Source organism: Yinghuangia seranimata, assembly GCF_029953285.1.
Taxonomy (GTDB): domain Bacteria; phylum Actinomycetota; class Actinomycetes; order Streptomycetales; family Streptomycetaceae; genus Yinghuangia; species Yinghuangia seranimata.
The window spans coordinates 62,839-79,702 of record NZ_JASAOI010000037.1 but is presented as its reverse complement, the minus strand read 5'-3'; the positions used below and the strand labels follow the sequence as shown (position 1 = coordinate 79,702).

Genomic DNA, 16,864 nt, shown 5'->3' with positions numbered 1-16,864 from the left:
GTCCACCCCGCGACCTGCCCGCCTTACCCCGCGCGGGCGACGTGCCGTCACCCGCCCCTCTGCGATCTTCGTTTCGGGCGGGCCGAGCGGCTCGCGAACGGGAGGACTCCGATGCACCAGGCGACAGTTCCGGCCCCCTGCGGCGGCACGGCCGAGCCCGCGACGCCGAGGCCCCCGGGCCGCCTGCGCAGCGCGTGGCGGGCGGCGCACGAGCCGGTCGCGGGGGTGCCGGACTGGGCGCGGCGTACGGCGTATGCGGTCCCGTTCGTCGTGCTCCCGTCCGGGATCTGGCGGCTCGGCGTGCTCTTCGCCGACGACAAGCGCGGCGGGATGCTGCCCGACTGGGCCATGAACATCTACGTGGCCTGCCTGACGATCGTGTCCGAGCTCCTCGCGTTCACCGCGGTCGGGCTGGTCGCCCGCTGGGGCGAGGTGTTCCCGCGCTGGGTGCCGTTCCTGCGCGGACGTCGCGTCCCGACCACCGCAGCCGTCGTACCGGCCGCCATCGGCGCAACAGTCCTCACCTTCATGTGGACGATCGTCATGCCGCTGCTGGAGATCACCCAGACCAAGGCCAACGGCGACCCGCTGCCGGACGACTTCCCCTCCAAGGCCGGTGGTTGGCGCGCCGCGTACTTCTACGCCTCCTACCTCCCCCTCACCCTGTGGGGACCGATGCTCGCCGTAGTCACCGTCGCCTACGCGCAACGCCGACGCCGCTCCCGCGCAGCCGGACTCGGTTGAGCGGACCCGCGGAGGTCCCAGCCCCACGAGGGATCCCCCTCTTGACTTTCCTGGTGGGAAAGTCGCACGCTTGTTTCCTACTAGGAAAGTGGGGATCCATCATGGACGACATCGATCCGGACCAAGCCCGCACCGCCCTCGAGGCGGCTGAACGCGCCCAACGCCAGGTGGCCGACGAGATCGGCCTGCCACGCGCCTACTGGTGGGCGATGGCCGGCGGCTGGCTGCTGCTGGGCGTACTCGGCACCGTCGCCTCGCCGTGGCTGGCCGGCGCCGCGACCCTGCTCTTCGGCGCGGCCAACGCCGCCCTCGCGCCCCGCCTGCTCGACGGACGCCGCCGCACCAGCCGCCTCCAGGTCGGCTCGGCCCTCGCCAGCCGCCGCATCCCGTGGCTCGTCGTCGGCATGCTGGCCACCCTCGTCGCCCTCACCGTCCTCGCCGCGCTCGCCCTCGACGCGGACGGCGCCGACCACGCCGGCATCTGGGCGGGGCTGCTCGCCGCGGCCGTCATCGGATTCGGCGGACCCGAGATCCTGCGCGTCCTGCGCCGTTGGGCGCACGCATGACCACAGCGCGGTTCGACGAGCTGATCCACCCCAGCACCCGCCTGACCCTGGTCGCGACCCTGGCGGCGGCCGACTGGGCCGAGTTCGCCTACCTCAAGGACCGCGTGGGGCTGTCCGACTCGGCGCTCTCCAAGCAGCTCACCACCCTCGAACAGGCCGGCTACGTCACCACCGAACGCCGCCTCACCGGCAGCCGCCAACGCCTCCGAGCGCGCCTCACCCCCACCGGCCGCGAAGCCTTCAACGGCCACATCGCCGCCCTCCAGGCCATCCTCGCCGCAGCCACCCCACCCGAACCCCCACCCGCCTGACACCCTGTTCGCGGCCCCATTAAACGAACCCGAGCAAATATGCCCTTTCATAATTTGACATAGATGCCACAGCATGCCCGCGAGCGGAATTTGACAAGGGCGACAAAATGCGCCCCGGCGCATTTGACACGACCGAATCGATATGCCCTTGGGGTCCGCCGAAAAGCATGATTGACAGGCTTGCAAATAATCCTTATGGTCCCGGTCGCTGGTTCTTTTCCGCTCGCACCGGGGGTGTTCATGACCGCAGCGCCGGCCCCGCCGAAGTCACGGCGGCGGTTTATGGGTACGGCCGTGGAAACCGTTCCGGGTCCCGGCCCGAATCCGCCCCCGGCGGCCACCAAAACCGTGCTCAGCAGCGAAGCCACATATTTGCCGGGTCGTCACATGTTCGCCTTGTGGACCTGGTCCGGACGAGGCGTGGGGGCTGCCCCTCCGGTCGGCGATGTCGAGACCGTGGCTTTGGTCGTCCCGACGTCGGACCTCGGCGGGTTCGAGGTGGCCGATGTCCCGTGTGTGCTGATCGAGCCGGACGCGCTCCTCGACGCCCCGCTCGACCGGCCCGGCCGGTCGGTTGAGGTCTGGCGGACGTGGATCACAGGCGGCGAAGCGCCACTCCCGATCGCCGCGCATGCCGTTCCCGACGCCACCGGGGTGGCGGTGATGTCGGCGGAGCATGCCGCGGCCGTGTTCCGGCACACCGCCTCCACGGCGAGCGAACTGGCCGCGACCCTGAACGCGAGGCTGCGGCCGTACCAAGTACGCGGCGTCAGCTGGCTGCGCGAGACCGTCGCCGCACACGGCGGGGCGGTGCTCGCCGACGAAATGGGCCTCGGCAAGACGCTGCAGACCATCGGCCACCTCGTCCCGCAAGCCGAGTCCGGGCCGCAGCTGGTGGTCTGCCCCACCACCCTCGTCGGCAACTGGGCACACGAAATCGCCCGCTTCGCACCCGACTTGCGCACGATCGTCTGGCGCGGCGGACCACTCGAACCGGCGGACCCCGGGACGGTCGTGCTCACCGGCTACCCGACGCTGCGCCTGCACGGCCCGGCCATGACCGGACACCACTGGGTCACCGCGGTGTTCGACGAGGCGCAGGTGCTCAAGAACCCCCGCACGCAGATCTCCAAGGCCGCGCGGAGCATCGCGGCGAACGCACGAATCGCCCTGACCGGCACGCCTGTCGAGAACCGCCTCGAGGAACTCTGGGCGCTGCTCAACCTGGTCGCACCCCATCTGTTCGGGCACCGGACGCAGTTCCGGCGCCGCTTCGCGCGGCCCGTCGCGGAAGGTTCCACTGCCGCCGCCGCCCGGCTGCGCGGGGTGATCGAGCCGGTTGTGCTCATGCGGAAGAAGGCGCAGGTCGCCGGCTCCCTCCCGGCCAAGATCCACGCCGATCTGATCTGCGACCTGACGGAGGAGCAGAAGCATTTGTACGACCGGCTGTTGGAGCAGGCGGTCGACGACGGCTTCGGCAGCGGCGTCCAGCGCCAGGGCCGGGTACTGGCAGCCCTGACCGCGCTCAAGCAGGCGTGCAACCACCCGGGGCTGATCACCGGCGACCTCGACGAGACGGCCGGGCGGTCCGGAAAGCTCGACCTCTGCACGGACATCGTGGCCGACAACCTCGACGCCGGCTCGCCGACCCTGATCTTCACCCAATACCGGCGGACCGGCGAGCTGCTGGTACGCCATTGCGCCGAACAGTTCGGCCTGACCGTGCCGTTCTTCCACGGCGGCCTGAACCAGGAGCAACGCGCCGACATGGTCAGGCGGTTCCAGGCCCACGACGGACCGGAGGTGCTGGTGCTCAGCCTGAAGGCCGGCGGCACCGGGCTGACCCTCACCCGGGCGGCCGACGTCATCCACTTCGACCGATGGTGGAACCCGGCCGTGGAAGCCCAGGCCTCCGACCGCGTCCACCGGATCGGCCAGACCCGTACCGTCACCGTCACCACGCTCACCTCGGCGACCACCGTCGAAGAGCACATCGCCGCCATGCACGCGCGCAAATCCGCGCTCTCCGACGTCGCCGACATGTCCGGCGTCGCCGAACTCGCCCGCATGGACGACGACCGACTCATCGCGATCCTGCGCCGGAAGCGAGACAACTGACCATGCCCGACAACGACTTCGGCTACACGGCGTGGGGAAAGGCCTGGGTCCGGCTCGCCGAGCCGTTGAGCCAGACCCGCCCGGATCCGCACCTGCCGCGCGCCCGCAGACTCGCCCGCGACGGACACGTGCAGGTCGCCGTCGAAGGCACGACGGTACGCGCCGCCATCCAGCACGGCCGCAACAGGCTGACAGCCGACATCGAGGTCGCGCCGATGCCGAAGGAGGAACTGGCCGAGATCTCCCGGCGGTTGTCCGGCGGTCAACCCGCCCTCACCGACGAGCTGTACCGCGCGATCGTCGCAGCGGGCCACCCGCCCGCCCCGAAGCTCGCCCGCGTCGAATGCTCCTGCCCGACCAGCGCCCCTCGATGCGTCCACGTGCTGGCCGTCTACTACGAAATGGCCCGGCGCATCGACGACGACCCACGGATCGCACTCTCCGTCCGAGGCTTCTTCCGCGCCCCACAGGGCACTACGGACGTATCCACCCCAGTCGCACCACAGCGCTGGATCGCCCTCAGCGCCCTCGACCCAGCCGACTATTTCAGCCGGTCCGCGTAGCCGCGCCCAGGCATGCATCCCGCACCCGCGCAGGACGGCCGTGCCGGCGGCAGGGCTCAGTGCAGATGCCGCAGAAGCGATCCCAGCGCGGCTCGCGCTCGTCGTCGGGTCAGCGCTTCGCTTCCTTGAAGGTGAAGTCGTAGAGGTACGCGTCGCTCGCGGCGAGGTCCGGCATGCTCGACGCCGTGCCGATGGTCGGTGGCACCCAGATGAGCTCCATGGAGATGTTCGTCCGCGTGTACGACGTCACGGCGAAGTCGGGTGTGTCGTCCTTGAAGGGGCTCTTGCCGTCCCAGGTGATGGCCTGTCCGGGCTTCATGGTTTCCGTCCAGGCGTTTTCGCGCAGGCAGGGGACGAGGGCGCCGCCGTCGCCGTAGCGCCAGACGGGGCCGACCTGTTCGGGGCGGAGCTTGCGCGTGACCGTGGTCTTGGCGCCGTGCTTTGCGGACTCGGCGACCGCCTTTGCGGTGGCCGCTTCGGCGGCGGCCTCGTTGGGGCCCCAGCCGTAGGTCTTGGACGGGGTCTCGTCCGTGGACTCGGCGCAGACCTTGGCCGGGTCGGCCGCGAGCCCGGCGGCCGAGGAGACGATCTCCGCCGCGCCGTTCTTGTCCTCGTTGAGGCCCAGGAAGCGCCTCCCGTCGACGTTGTCGACCATGTAGCTGGCGAACGCCAGCTTCCAGGCGGGGTCCGCCGCCGTGGCCCGGAAGACGTAGACGGGCTGGTCCTTGGTGGCGCGGTCGACGACCATGAACCAGCGGTCGCCGTTGGCCGCGGGAGCGGTGCGGTAGACGAGCGGGTCGTCCAGGTCCTCGAGCGCGCCGCCCATGCGGTACTCGGGCTTCTCCAGCCGCCAGCTCGCCTTGACGATGCTCAGCATCGGTTCGGCCAACTGCTTAGCGGCGGCCACCTCGTCGAGCTCGCCCGACGGCGTGGTCGGCCCGAGGTCGACGGCCCGCACGATCCGCAGCGCCTCAGCGTCGGTCGGCGCGGGGGCCTTCGGCGTCGTCGGGCTCGCACTCGCGGACGCCGACCCGCCCGGCCTGGACCCGGTACCGCTCGGCGTCGCCGACGCCGACCCGCCCGCGGCCTCGACGGCCTTCCCCGCCACCCCGGTCCCGCAGCCCGCCGCCGCGATCACCACCGCACCGGCCAGCGCCCCCACGCACAGCCCACGACGCACCGAAACCGTCTCCGACACCCGCACTTGCCCCACCCCCACACACACAGGCATCCGCGCGCCTCACGCCGCCCAGGATGCTCGGCGCGACCAGACAGATCCGACGCACGCCGCCTAACGAAAGCCGTCCATGATCACACAGCCCGGTTGGCCGAATCCCACTGGGCCTCTCCCCCACCGGCCGGCGCCCGCCTACGCGACGCCGAAGGACGCCGCACATGCCGCCGACGGCCATCGCACCCGTTCCCCGGTCCTGACCCGGCACGCTGCCCCACCCGCCCCGAGGAAGTACCGAACTACCCACCCAAGCCGCGTAGTTCGCTGATCCGCATCCGCCGTCGGCACGGATGTGCCAGTCTCCGTTCCAGGGGCGACGCCGTAGGGGTGCGGTGTCGGGCGGCGTGAGCCGCGCGGGGTGTGGGGGTGGGATCGTGGAGGCACTGCAGGCCGGGGATCCGCGCGAGGTGGGACCGTACGTCCTGCTCGGCCGACTCGGCGCGGGCGGCATGGGACGCGTGTACCTGGGGCGCGGTTCGAGCGGGCGTACCGTCGCGGTGAAGCTCGTACGGCCCGATCTGCTCCAGGAGGGCGGGCCGGAGTTCCGCCGCCGGTTCGCGCGCGAGGTCGGCGCGGCGCGGGCCGTGGACGCGGAGTTCACCGCCCCGGTAGTGGACGCGGATCCGGACGCGGACGTGCCCTGGCTGGCCACGGCCTACATCCCGGGACTGGCGCTCGACGAGGCGGTGGCGCGGTTCGGACCGCTGCCCGAGGCGTCGCTCCGCCATCTCGCCGCGGGGCTGTTGACCGCGCTGTCCGGGATCCACGCCGCCGGTCTCGTGCACCGGGACCTCAAGCCGTCCAACATCATGCTCGCGGTCGACGGGCCCAAGGTCATCGACTTCGGGATCGCCCTGCTCTCCGGGGCGACGAGCCTCACCCGTACCGCGCAGACGGTCGGCACGCTGGGGTTCATGTCGCCCGAGCAGTTCGAACGGTCGGACGTCGGCCCGGAGAGCGACCTGTTCTCCTGCGGCGCGGTCCTCGCCTATGCGGCCACCGGTCGCGCCCCGTTCGCCGGTGACACGTTGCCGGTCCTCATCGCGAACCTCACCATGCGCGACCCGGACCTGGACGGCGCCCCGCCCACCCTGCTGCCGCTGCTGCGTGCGGTTCTGGCCAAGGACCCCAAGACCCGGCCGACGTCGGCGCAGGCCCGCGCCCTCCTTCCGGCCGCGCCGACGATGGTCGGCCCGGACACGGGGTGGCTACCCGCGGCCGTATCGCACGCGCTGCTGCGGATCGCGACCGTCGCTCTGGACACCGAAGGCGCGTCGGCTCCGCAGGGGGTGCCTGCCGCCCAGCTCCCGACGCTGACGCGACCCGAGACACCACCGCTGTCCACCGACCCGCGCCCGGCACCCGGTCCGGACCCGGACACGGACGCGGGCACCCCCGAACCTCCCGCGACATCAAGCCGGTTCCTCACCCGGCGGCGCGCCTTGTGGCTCGGAGCGGGTGCCGCGGTCGCCGCCGCGGCGGGCGGCACAGCCGTGGCGCTCATCGGGTCCGGCTCCTCGTCCTCGCGGTTGCGCTGGAAGGTGGAGGCGACGAACGGGGCCTTCGGGTCGCCGGTGGTCGTGGACGACGTCCTGTACGTCGCCACCGACGAGGGGGCGGTGTTCGCCCTGGACGCCCGGACCGGACGTCGGAACTGGTCCGTCACTGTGGGTTCCTCGTTCTTGACCACCCCCACGGTTGCCGACGGCACGGTGTTCGTCGGCACCGGCGACAAAAAGGTGTACGCCCTCGACGCGAACACGGGTGCCGGCAAGTGGAGTTTCACCACAGGCGGCGCCAACTACAAGCCCACCGTGGTCGGTAACGGGCTGGTGTACGTGGGCAGTTCCGACAACCTCCTCTATGCGCTGGCCGTCTCCGACGGCACCAAGCGATGGACCGCCCCTTCTGCCCGGTCCGGGCCTCCGACGTCGGCGACACTGGCCCTCAACGGCAACGTGCTCTGCGCGAACGGATACGGCTTTCAGGCGGTGGACGCGCTCACCGGCGGCCGGAAATGGAGCCGCGACGCAAGCGACTCCTACGTGCTGACGACCGTCGGCCCGACCGTCTACACGACGGACGGACTGCTCTCGGCCGTCGCGCTGGACGTGGCCACCGGCGCCGAGAAGTGGAAGTACCACGTAGACGGCGAGAACCCCGAACTGAGCGGGATGGCCGTGGCCGGCGAGCTCGTCTACCTCTGCGGCGAGAAGTTGTGGGCGCTGGACGCGAACTCGGGGGCCCAGCGCTGGACGTTCGTCCCGGACGGCCACTTCCGGCGTGCGCCCACCATCGGGTACGGCATCGCGTACGTAGCGAGCGAGGGCGGATACCTCTACGCCCTGAACGCGGCGACCGGCGCGAAGCTGTGGTCGTTCCGCTCGGAAGCGCACGCCCTGATCCAGTGCGTGCCGGCGCTGACGGGCGAACTCGTCTACTTCGGAAACCCGACAGGCCTGTACGCGCTCAACATGTGACCGACACGCCGTCAAACGCGGGGCCGCGGCGCCGGAAATGCGGTTGGCCCCGAAGGGCGGGCTTGGCATCATCGGCCTTTCCGCCGTTCGGGGGAGGCGCCGTTGGATGTGTTCGTGTGTGGGCGGTGCGGTGCGGAACTCACCGTCGCCGTCGAGCGGGTCGCGCTGCCGGTGCATGCACACCAGCGCTACGGCTGTGACCTGATGCCGGTGCTGATGGAGTCGGGGACGTACGCCGTCGACCCGGAGCCGTCGGGGTGGCCGTGGCGGCCCTGGGCGGAGGTCACGGCGGACGAGGCCGCGGCGCGCGGTCTGTTCGCGCCGGTACCCGTCCTGTCGTTCGGCCCCGCGGGCGCTGTTGTGGTCGCGCCTTCTGATACGCGCGGGACCGTGGTGATCCCGGAACGCCGTGGTGGGTTCTGCTGCGGCCTGGACGGCCGCGACGGCCCCAACCTCGCGTGCGAGGGGTGCGGGCAGGCCGTGGCGACGCTGCTCGACGACCACGCGCGGTGGCGGGCGGTGTGGCTGGACCCGGAGGCGGTCAGCCGGATCCCGGACGTCGCGCCCTCACGCCCTCCGGACACGTGGGACACGCTGCTGCGCGACCGGCCCGGCACTCCCCCGCGCGACGGGCTCGGCTGGTGGGAGCCGGAGTGGTACGCCGCGGTAGGCTTCGCGTTGGCGCATCTGCTCGCGATGTCAGGCGGTGTGCCGGTGGGGGTCCCGGACGGCCTCGTCGCCCAGACGTTCCGGCGCGCGCTCCGTGTGCTCCTGCCCGCGGGACCGCCGCGGCTGACCCTGGCACTCGCCGGGCCGGGTCTGCCGGAGGAGCCGGGCGCCGGCCTCCTCCTCGTCCCTCAGCACCCGCAGACGGCCGGGACATGGCGGCCGGAAGCGCCGCCCAAAGCGCCCGAACCCGATGTGGTACCAATACCGTTCGATGTGTGGCGGCACATGGCCTTCCCCGCCGGGAAGGCGCCGATGCCGGTCAGCGGCCGACTTCCCGACGGTGTGCTGCGCGACGACTATCCTTCGCTGCCGCCACCCACGCAGTTCCGCCCGGACGAGCGGCTGTTCTTCGCCACCCTCGCCCGCCTGCCCGAGGTCCGGACGCCGTGGCTGCGCGCGTTCTACGACCGGCACCACGAACGCCCTTACGCCGTCGGGTTCTAGCCGGGGTCGGCCCGACGGCGCAAACGGCTGGTAACGGGCGACTTCCCTCCAACGCTTTGGAGTTGTCGACCCCGGCCGCCCCTTGTGATGCCACGGACACCTTGTTACCGTCCGGTACGCAAAACGCACGGCACATCGCGCACCACGACGACGCACGTACCGTCCACGTGGGAGGAAGCACGATGGCTCCGTCTCTGCCCGCCATCGCGGGAATCGCAAGCATCACGCGCACGAGAGGATCCGGACGCGGGCGCATGCGGCGCGCCGCCGCGCATGTCGCGGTGGTTCTCGGCGTCTGCGCGGCGCTCACCGTCGGCCCGGCCTCGGCCGCCCAGCCGGGCAACTCCGCTGCCCTGCGGGAGGTCATGTTCGTCGGGAACAACTGGGACGGCACCGCCGACGTCATCGCGTCCAGCGGTGACTTCGCGAAGGTCGGCCGGATCAACGTCATCCCGGACAAGGCCCAGCGGCTCACCGAGATCTACCTCAACCCCGTCAAGCTGGCCTACTTCCTCGGCGTCCGGTACGGGCCCGGCGAGGGGCACGACCAGTTCGCCGACGACATGTACACGACGCCGGACGGCTCCTCGGTCGTGGTCTCGCGCCCGAGCTTCGCCGACGTCGTGTCGATCAGCCTGGCGACGGGACGCATCAACTGGCGCTTCCCGGTGGCCGGTTACCGCGCCGACCACATGGCCGTCTCACCGGACGGCACGCGCGTGGCGGTGTCGGCGTCCACCGCGAACCGGGTGCACGTGCTCGACATCAACACCGGCGCGCAACTGGGCTCGTTCGCGACCGGCGACAAGCCGCACGAGAACGTCTTCAGCAAGGACGGCCGCTACATCTGGAACATGTCGATCGGCGACGTCACGTCCTCGTTCGACGCCCCGTGGCTGGACTGGACGAAGGGCGACCGCCACATCACGGTGGCCGACGCGACGACGTTCCAGCAGGTCAGGATCATCGACATGCGGCAGCGCCTGGACGCGTTCGGCCGCGGAGACCTGTCGGACGCCGTCCGTCCGGCGGTCTTCACGCCCGACGAGGCCACGCTGTACTTCCAGGTGTCGTTCTTCAACGGCTTCGTCGAGTACGACGTCGCCTCGGACGCCGTCACCCGCGTGAAGACGCTCCCGAAGAACCCGGCGACCAGCGAGGACCGCACCACCTGGGTCAACGACTCGCGCCACCACGGGCTTTCGATGAACCCGGCGGGCACCAAGCTGTGCGTCGCGGGGACGATGGACGACTACGCGACCGTCGTCGACCGCGCGAGCCTGCAGGAGGGGCCGCTCGTCCCGGCGTCCAAGCCGTACTGGGCGACCGTCAGCGGCGACGGCAAGGCGTGCCTGATCTCGGAGAGCGGCGCCGACCAGGTGACCGCGATCGACTTCGCGACCGGGCAGAAGATCACCTCGGTGCCGGTGGGCGACCACCCGCAGCGGGTCCGCCTCGGACACGTCCCGGCCGGCTGGACCGGCCCGTCCGGCGCATAGCGGGTCAGCTGTCGAACCGTGCGCGGGCGGCAGGTCGTCAGCCCTGCTGCCCGTGCCGGGGTCGCGCCGCGGACGTGTCGGCCGTCCACCGCGCGCCGTCGGCGTCCGTCTCGCGGATGCCGACGTGGTAGTCCTGCACGAGCGACCAGCCCAGGGCCCCGGCGGCGAGCGTCGTGGCCACGCCGATGGCGGCCAGGGTCACGCCCAGCGAGGCGCTGCGCGGCGGCCCGTTCCAGTGCGACGCGTACACACCGAGGGTGATCGAGAACAGCGCGAGGGACACCACGTTGAACCCGGCGTGCGCGCGGCCGACCCACTGGGCGGGTGACTTGGACGGGACCACCAGCAGCAGGTCGACGGCCCCCGGCAGCGCGGCCAGCACGGCAGCGCCGACCCCGGCGACGTTGAGCGCGATGGCGAAGTTCAGCCAGAACTGGTGGCCGGTGCCCGCGTACACGGCGTACCCGACCAGGCTCCCGATGTAGGCGGCCACGGGAAACCCGACGAGCATCGGATGGATGGGATGCCCGGCGATGGCGGCTTTGCTCTTCATGACGCCTCCCGGCTTCAAGGGGCCTCGCCCGGCGGCTGCCCGGGCCCGAAAGGTGTGACACGGCCGCGGCGACTCCGGAAAATCGCGGGTCACGGGCGCGGAGGGACGGAATCCGCGATCAACCGGCCGCCGCCGTGGTCTTTCGCCGTCCGGCGGTCCGGGCGGGTCCGCGGGCACCCGTCGGACCACAGCGCCGCCTAAGCTGGGCCGGGTGCACGAGACGATCACGTACGTTGAGATGACGGCCGAAGCCGACCTCCGCCCGTCCGCCCCCGTCGCCGGACTGGTCCTCGAACAGTTGGACGGCGGCGCGCCGCTGATCGCGCCGACGTTGGCCGGGATCGGAGGGCCGTACGGCTGGAAGAGCGCGAGCCGCACCGAGGAGGACTGGGCCGCCTGGTTCGCCGGGAATCCCGATCGGCGCTTCTGGCTGCTGAGTTGGCAGGGAAAGCCGGCAGGACTGGTGATCTACGACGTCCGCAACGGCTCCGAGGTGGAGATCGAAACCTTCGGTCTGCTCCCGGAGTTCGTCGGCAAGGGGCTCGGCGGCTACGCGCTGACGCTCGGCATCGAGCGGGCGTGGCGGCAGCTCCCGGAGGTGAGCCGGGTCTGGCTGCACACCTCGTCGAAGGATCACCCGAACGCGCTGCCGAACTACCAGCGGCGCGGGTTCCGGGCGTTCCGGACGGAGCAGCCGGCCCCGGGCGACGCCCGCGCCTGACGTCCGCCCCAACTCCCCTCCCCCATACGAGGGAAGCACCGTCACGGCACGCGCCCGATTTTCCGTATCCTCGGGCCGTGGTGAGGACATGAGGCCCCTCGGACCGGACGACCCGCGCGGCGTCGGCTCGTACCGCATCCTGCGTGTGCTCGGCGCGGGCGGCATGGGGCGCGTGTACGTCGGGCGCAGCCGCACCGGGCGTGCCGTCGCGGTGAAGCTGATCCTTCCGGGCCTGGCCGACGACCCGGGCTTCCGCGCCCGGTTCCGGCGCGAGGTCGAGGCGGCGCGGCGGGTCGGCGGCGCGTGGACGGCGCCGGTGCTGGACGCCGACACCGAGGCGGCGCAGCCGTGGCTGGTCACCGGCTACGTCCCGGGCCTGTCGCTCGGCGAGGCGGTCGCGGAGCGCGGTCCGCTGCCCGAGGCGACCGTGCGCACGCTCGGCGCGGGCCTGGCGGCGGCGTTGGCGGCGGTGCACGGGGCGGGCGTCGTGCACCGCGACCTGAAGCCGTCCAACGTGATGCTGTCGCCGGACGGCCCGCGCGTGATCGACTTCGGCATCTCGCGCGCGGTGGACGCGAGCGTGCTGACCGGCACCGGACTGACCGTCGGCTCCCCGGGGTTCATGTCGCCGGAGCAGATCGAGGGCCGCGACGTCGGACCGGCCACCGACGTGTTCTCCCTGGGCACCGTCCTGACCTACGCGGCGACCGGCGGCGGGCCGTTCGGGGACGGCGGTTCGCAGGCCGTGTTCTTCCGGATCCTCTCCCAGGAGCCGCGGCTCGACGCGGTCCCGGACGGGCTGCGGCCGCTCGTGGCGGCCTGCCTCGCCAAGGACGCCGCCGACCGGCCGACGCCCGACGACGTGCTGCGCGCCCTCAGCCCGGACGGCGACGTCGAGGCCCTGGTCGCCGCGGGCTGGCTCCCGCCCGAGCTCGCCAACGAGGTCAGCCGGCGTGCGGTCGCGCTGCTCGAACTCGAGGACGAGCCGGCGCCGCAGACATCATGGACGGCACCGGTCTTCGGCGGCCCGCCCGCGTCGGCACCGACACAGGCCGCGACACACGGGCAGGACGCGCCGCCGTACAGCGCCCCGCCCACCTACCCCGCATCGCCCTACGAAGCCCCCACGGCACCGCCGTTCGAGGCCGACAAGCCCGCACCCGCGCCCCGGAAGCACAACCGGAGGCTCTACGGCGTCGCCGCCGCAGCGGTCGCCGTCGTCGCCGCACTGGCCTCCTTCCTCCTCACCCGCGACCAAGGCGACCACAGCGACAACGCGACGCACACCTCGGGCCCACCGATCACCGGCGGGCCGACCACACCCACCACGCTCCCCCACCCGACCGGCGAAGGCACGCTCCCCGGCGCCTTCGTCGGGACGTGGACCGGCACGATCACCACGCAGGACGGCCTGCTGCCCCAGCAGCTGACCCTCACCCTGCACGCGGGCCGCACCGGAGACGTGGTGGGCAGCACCAAGGTCACCGTCGTCGGGCTGGACTGCACCGGCGACGAGAAGCTCGTCGCGGTCAGCCCCACCGTCGTCACCGTCGCCGACGTCCCGAACAGCGGCGGCACGGGCAACCCGCTCTGCACCAGCGGCGGCGAGGCGACCATCCGACTGCAGCCCGACGGACGGCTGTTGTACTCCACCGTCGCCGCCGGCACCGGCAACCCGTCCGGAACCCTCGCCAAGTCCTGACCGCGGCGACGGCGGGCCCGATCGGGCGCCGCTCCGCAGCCGTGGCTTCCGCGACCTTCACCGTGGTTGAAAAACTCAACCACCGACTTGAGAATCTCAACACCCACCGGGGTAAACTGGCCGTATGCGCTCGTACAACCAGTACTGCTCCATGGCCCGCGCGCTGGACGTGGTTGGCGACCGCTGGACGCTGTTGATCGTCCGCGAGCTGCTGACGCAGGGGCCCTGCCGGTTCTCCGACCTGCGGCGGGGGCTGCCCGGGATCGCCAGCAACCTGCTCGCCGACCGGCTGCGCGAGATGGAGGCGGCCGGGGTGGTCGTCCGGCACGACGAGCCGCCCCCGATCGCCGCGACCCTGATCAGCCTGACCGCGCGGGGTGAGGACCTCGGCGGCGTGGTGCGCGAACTGGTGCGCTGGGGCGCGCCGTTGATGTTCACCCCGGCGGACGGCGCCGAGTTCCGCATGCACTGGTTCTCGCTCCCGGCGCGCTACCTCTGCCAGGACGGCGCGCCGGACGAACCGGCCGTCACCGTACGCCTCGGCGACCTGTACGACGGCTGCGACATCACCGCCGACGGCGGCCGTGTCGACGTCCAACCGTGCTCGACCGAGCGCCGCCCCGACGCCGTCGTCACCGCGCCGCCGCAACTGCTCGTCGCACTCTTCACCGGAACGACCCCGCTGCGCGCGGCCCAGGCCGAAGGCCTGGTGGTCGACGGCTCGCACGCGGCACTCGAACGCCTTCTCCCGAACACCGGCAAGGGGACCGACCGATGACCAAGACCCGCACCGCACCCAACCGGCACCTGCTCGACCGCGTGGCGGAGGACTACGAGGGCGAGCCGGACGTCGTCTTCGGCACGATGTTCGCCAGCCCCGGCCTGCGCACCGGCGGCAAGATCTTCGCGTTCCTCGGCCACAAGGGCGAGCTGATCGTGAAGCTCCCCCGCGAGCAGGTCGAACGACTCGTCGAGGCCGGAACCGCCGAGCAGGTGACGATGGGCACCCGCACGATGCGCGAGTGGATCGGCGTCCCGCCGCAGGACAACGACGCCGAGACGCTCGAACTGTGGCGCAAGGTGGCCGCCGACGCCTACGAGTACGTCGACGGGCTCCGCGAGAAGGACTGAACAACCCCTCGGCGCGGTAACCGCGTTCCGCTGCAGACAGTGACCCCCGGTCGGGATGATGGTGCCGTGGGGGGATCGGGGACCGGGGGAACGCGCGGCGTCTATGTCCTGCTGCTGGCGGCGACCGCCGTGGTCGCGCTGTGGGTGACGTGGCGGTTCCAGGATGCCCCGTTCGCCGCGACGGCGACGACGGTTGTGCTCGCCGGGCCGGCGTCGTTCCTGGGGTGGAAGGCCTACCTCGACGGCCACCGCGGCGCGGCGGACACCGGGGCCCGGGCCGCGCTGCTCGCCAAGGCCGTCCTCGCGGCCGAGACCCGCCAGCGCGCCCAGCTGACCGGCGACGGCGCGCACCGCATCGACCTCGGGTTCCAGTTCCGCGCCGAGCCGGCCAACAACGCCGCGGGAGCGGCGGCGACCGGCCACCTGAGCGGGGTGACCGCGTACTACAAGACGGTGCGGCCCGCTCGCCTGGTCGTCACCGGCGCTCCGGGTGCGGGCAAGACCGTGCTCGCGATCGACCTCGTGCTCGGCCTGCTCACCGACCCGGCCCGCACCGACGCCGACCCGGTGCCGGTGCGGATGTCCCTGGCCGGCTGGGACACCGACATCCCGCTGGAGCAGTGGCTGGCCGAGCAGGTGCACCGCCGGTTCCGCGACCGCGGCCTGACGCCGGCCGACGCCCATGCGCTCGTCGAGCAGCGCCGTATCCTGCCGGTCCTCGACGGCCTCGACGAGATGGACGGGGCCGCCACCCCGGTGCCGCGCCGCCGAGCGGTGGCGGCGCTGCGGCAGCTCAACGCGTACCAGGACGCCGCGGGAAGCGCGCCGGTGATCCTGACCTGCCGCGCCGAGCAGTACGACGAACTCGCGGCCCTGGACGTGCGCATGCGCGAGGCCGCCCGCATCGAGATCGCGCCCGTCACCCCCGCCCAGGCCGACGCCTACCTGACCGCGCGCAGCACCGACCCGACGCGCTGGGCCTCGGTCGTCCAGACGTTGTACGCCGCACCCGGCGGGACGCTGGCCCGCTCGCTCGCCACGCCGTGGCGGCTGAACCTGGCCGTGACGGTGTACGAGGAGCGCGACCCGGAGACACTGCTGCCGGTGCGGCGGCCGGACGACCTGCTCGCGTTTGCCTCACCGAGCGCGGTCAGGGACCACCTGCTCGGGCTGTACCTTCCGGCGGCCTGTCGGCAGCACCCCACGCACGCCGGACGCTACGGCCCGGAGGAGACCCACCGCTGGCTCGCGGCGCTCGCCCGCCACCTCGCCGCGACGACGCCGGCCTCGGGTACCGGGCCCGGCACCGACCTGGCGCTGCACGAGCTGTGGCCGGTGGCCGGTGCGCGCCGTGTGCGCAGCGCCGACGCGGCCATCGCGGCCGCGCTCGTGCTCGGGGCGGGCGTCCCGGTCGTGCCGTGGGGCTCCCCGGCCCCGCCCTTGTGGCTGTTCGTCGGGGTCGTCGTGATTGCGGCCGTCGTGCTCGCCGCCGTCCTGCTCGCGGGCCGGTCCGAGGTCGAAGGGCCCCGGATACTCCACCGCCGCGGCCGACGAGGGCAGTTGTGGCAGCTGCTCACCCTCGCACTCGTCGGCGGGTCCGGCTTCGGATTGGCGTCCGGTTACCGGGGCGGGTGGGCGCTCGGGCTGCCCGTCGGGCTCGGCATCGGGGTCGCGGCCGCGCTCGGCGGGTTCGCCCAGGGACTCGGGGAAACCCAGCCCACGGACCCCCGCCGCCCGGTGCGCGACGATCTCGCGTTCGGGCTCATGCTCAGTGTCGCGTTCGGGCTCACGTCGCTGGTCGCGTCGGACTTTCCGGCCGGGCGGGTGTTCGGCTTCGCGGCAAGCCTGGTGGCGGGTCTGTATGTCCTGACCGGCGCCGGCCGCCGCTACCTCGTCTTCCTTCTGTGTGCCCGCGGACTCCCCTGGCGCCTCGGCGCGTTCCTCCACTGGTCTTACGGCGCCGGCCTGCTCCGCGTCTCGGGGGTCGCCTACCAGTTCCGCCACCGCGAGCTCCAGGCCTGGCTGGCGGCGCACCCGGACCCCGTCCCCTGACACCGCTGAGACCCCTG

The 16,864-nt window shown here is 72.3% G+C and carries 15 protein-coding genes; 13 read left to right on the top strand and 2 right to left on the bottom strand.

What is annotated here, in order from left to right; genetic code table 11:
- Nucleotides 1-111: 111 nt before the first annotated feature.
- From QI554_RS23125 to QI554_RS23105, 5 genes are all read left to right on the top strand, one after another.
- Complete coding sequence (locus QI554_RS23125; RefSeq protein ID WP_343230809.1) at nucleotides 112-744, top strand: hypothetical protein; 633 nt, start codon at nucleotides 112-114, stop codon at nucleotides 742-744.
- A 101-nt stretch (nucleotides 745-845) separates the two neighbouring features.
- Nucleotides 846-1,310, top strand: a complete 465-nt coding sequence (locus QI554_RS23120; RefSeq protein WP_281472115.1) for a hypothetical protein — start codon at nucleotides 846-848, stop codon at nucleotides 1,308-1,310.
- Entirely contained in the window at nucleotides 1,307-1,621 is a 315-nt protein-coding gene (locus QI554_RS23115) for a transcriptional regulator (protein WP_281472114.1), read from the top strand. Before QI554_RS23120 ends, QI554_RS23115 begins: the two co-directional genes overlap by 4 nt.
- A 420-nt stretch (nucleotides 1,622-2,041) precedes the next feature.
- On the top strand, nucleotides 2,042-3,739 hold the full coding sequence (locus QI554_RS23110; protein ID WP_281472113.1) for a DEAD/DEAH box helicase: 1,698 nt from the start codon (nucleotides 2,042-2,044) through the stop codon (nucleotides 3,737-3,739).
- A gap of 2 nt (nucleotides 3,740-3,741) precedes the next feature.
- Nucleotides 3,742-4,302, top strand: a complete 561-nt coding sequence (locus QI554_RS23105) for an SWIM zinc finger family protein (RefSeq protein WP_281472112.1) — start codon at nucleotides 3,742-3,744, stop codon at nucleotides 4,300-4,302.
- A gap of 109 nt (nucleotides 4,303-4,411) precedes the next feature.
- On the opposite strand, the gene QI554_RS23100 is transcribed toward QI554_RS23105, so the two are convergent.
- The gene (locus tag QI554_RS23100; protein ID WP_281472111.1) at nucleotides 4,412-5,500 is read right to left on the bottom strand and encodes a hypothetical protein; all 1,089 of its coding nucleotides are present in this window, start codon (nucleotides 5,498-5,500) and stop codon (nucleotides 4,412-4,414) included.
- Between the two features lie 410 nt (nucleotides 5,501-5,910).
- Between QI554_RS23100 and QI554_RS23095 the strand changes: the two genes are divergently transcribed.
- The 3 genes from QI554_RS23095 (at nucleotide 5,911) to QI554_RS23085 (ending at nucleotide 10,688) form a co-directional block, all read left to right on the top strand.
- Complete coding sequence (locus QI554_RS23095; protein ID WP_281472110.1) at nucleotides 5,911-8,016, top strand: outer membrane protein assembly factor BamB family protein; 2,106 nt, start codon at nucleotides 5,911-5,913, stop codon at nucleotides 8,014-8,016.
- A 108-nt stretch (nucleotides 8,017-8,124) separates the two neighbouring features.
- Complete coding sequence (locus QI554_RS23090; RefSeq protein WP_343230813.1) at nucleotides 8,125-9,189, top strand: hypothetical protein; 1,065 nt, start codon at nucleotides 8,125-8,127, stop codon at nucleotides 9,187-9,189.
- A gap of 254 nt (nucleotides 9,190-9,443) precedes the next feature.
- Complete coding sequence (locus QI554_RS23085; RefSeq protein WP_281472108.1) at nucleotides 9,444-10,688, top strand: YncE family protein; 1,245 nt, start codon at nucleotides 9,444-9,446, stop codon at nucleotides 10,686-10,688.
- Between the two features lie 37 nt (nucleotides 10,689-10,725).
- Here the strand turns inward: QI554_RS23085 and QI554_RS23080 are convergent, their stop codons facing one another.
- Nucleotides 10,726-11,241 (bottom strand): DUF2231 domain-containing protein, encoded by a 516-nt coding sequence (locus QI554_RS23080; protein WP_281472107.1) that lies wholly within the window; start codon nucleotides 11,239-11,241, stop codon nucleotides 10,726-10,728.
- A gap of 211 nt (nucleotides 11,242-11,452) precedes the next feature.
- Between QI554_RS23080 and QI554_RS23075 the strand changes: the two genes are divergently transcribed.
- From QI554_RS23075 to QI554_RS23055, 5 genes are all read left to right on the top strand, one after another.
- Nucleotides 11,453-11,962, top strand: coding sequence for a GNAT family N-acetyltransferase (locus QI554_RS23075; RefSeq protein ID WP_281472106.1), 510 nt, complete (start codon nucleotides 11,453-11,455; stop codon nucleotides 11,960-11,962).
- Nucleotides 11,963-12,050: 88 nt separating this feature from the next.
- Nucleotides 12,051-13,664: a serine/threonine protein kinase gene (locus QI554_RS23070; RefSeq protein ID WP_281472105.1), complete on the top strand. Its 1,614-nt coding sequence runs from the start codon at nucleotides 12,051-12,053 to the stop codon at nucleotides 13,662-13,664.
- A gap of 124 nt (nucleotides 13,665-13,788) precedes the next feature.
- On the top strand, nucleotides 13,789-14,442 hold the full coding sequence (locus QI554_RS23065) for a winged helix-turn-helix transcriptional regulator (protein WP_281472104.1): 654 nt from the start codon (nucleotides 13,789-13,791) through the stop codon (nucleotides 14,440-14,442).
- The gene (locus tag QI554_RS23060; RefSeq protein ID WP_281472103.1) at nucleotides 14,439-14,795 is read left to right on the top strand and encodes an MmcQ/YjbR family DNA-binding protein; all 357 of its coding nucleotides are present in this window, start codon (nucleotides 14,439-14,441) and stop codon (nucleotides 14,793-14,795) included. Before QI554_RS23065 ends, QI554_RS23060 begins: the two co-directional genes overlap by 4 nt.
- Nucleotides 14,796-14,861: 66 nt before the next feature.
- Entirely contained in the window at nucleotides 14,862-16,847 is a 1,986-nt protein-coding gene (locus QI554_RS23055) for an NACHT domain-containing protein (RefSeq protein WP_281472102.1), read from the top strand.
- Nucleotides 16,848-16,864: the final 17 nt, after the last annotated feature.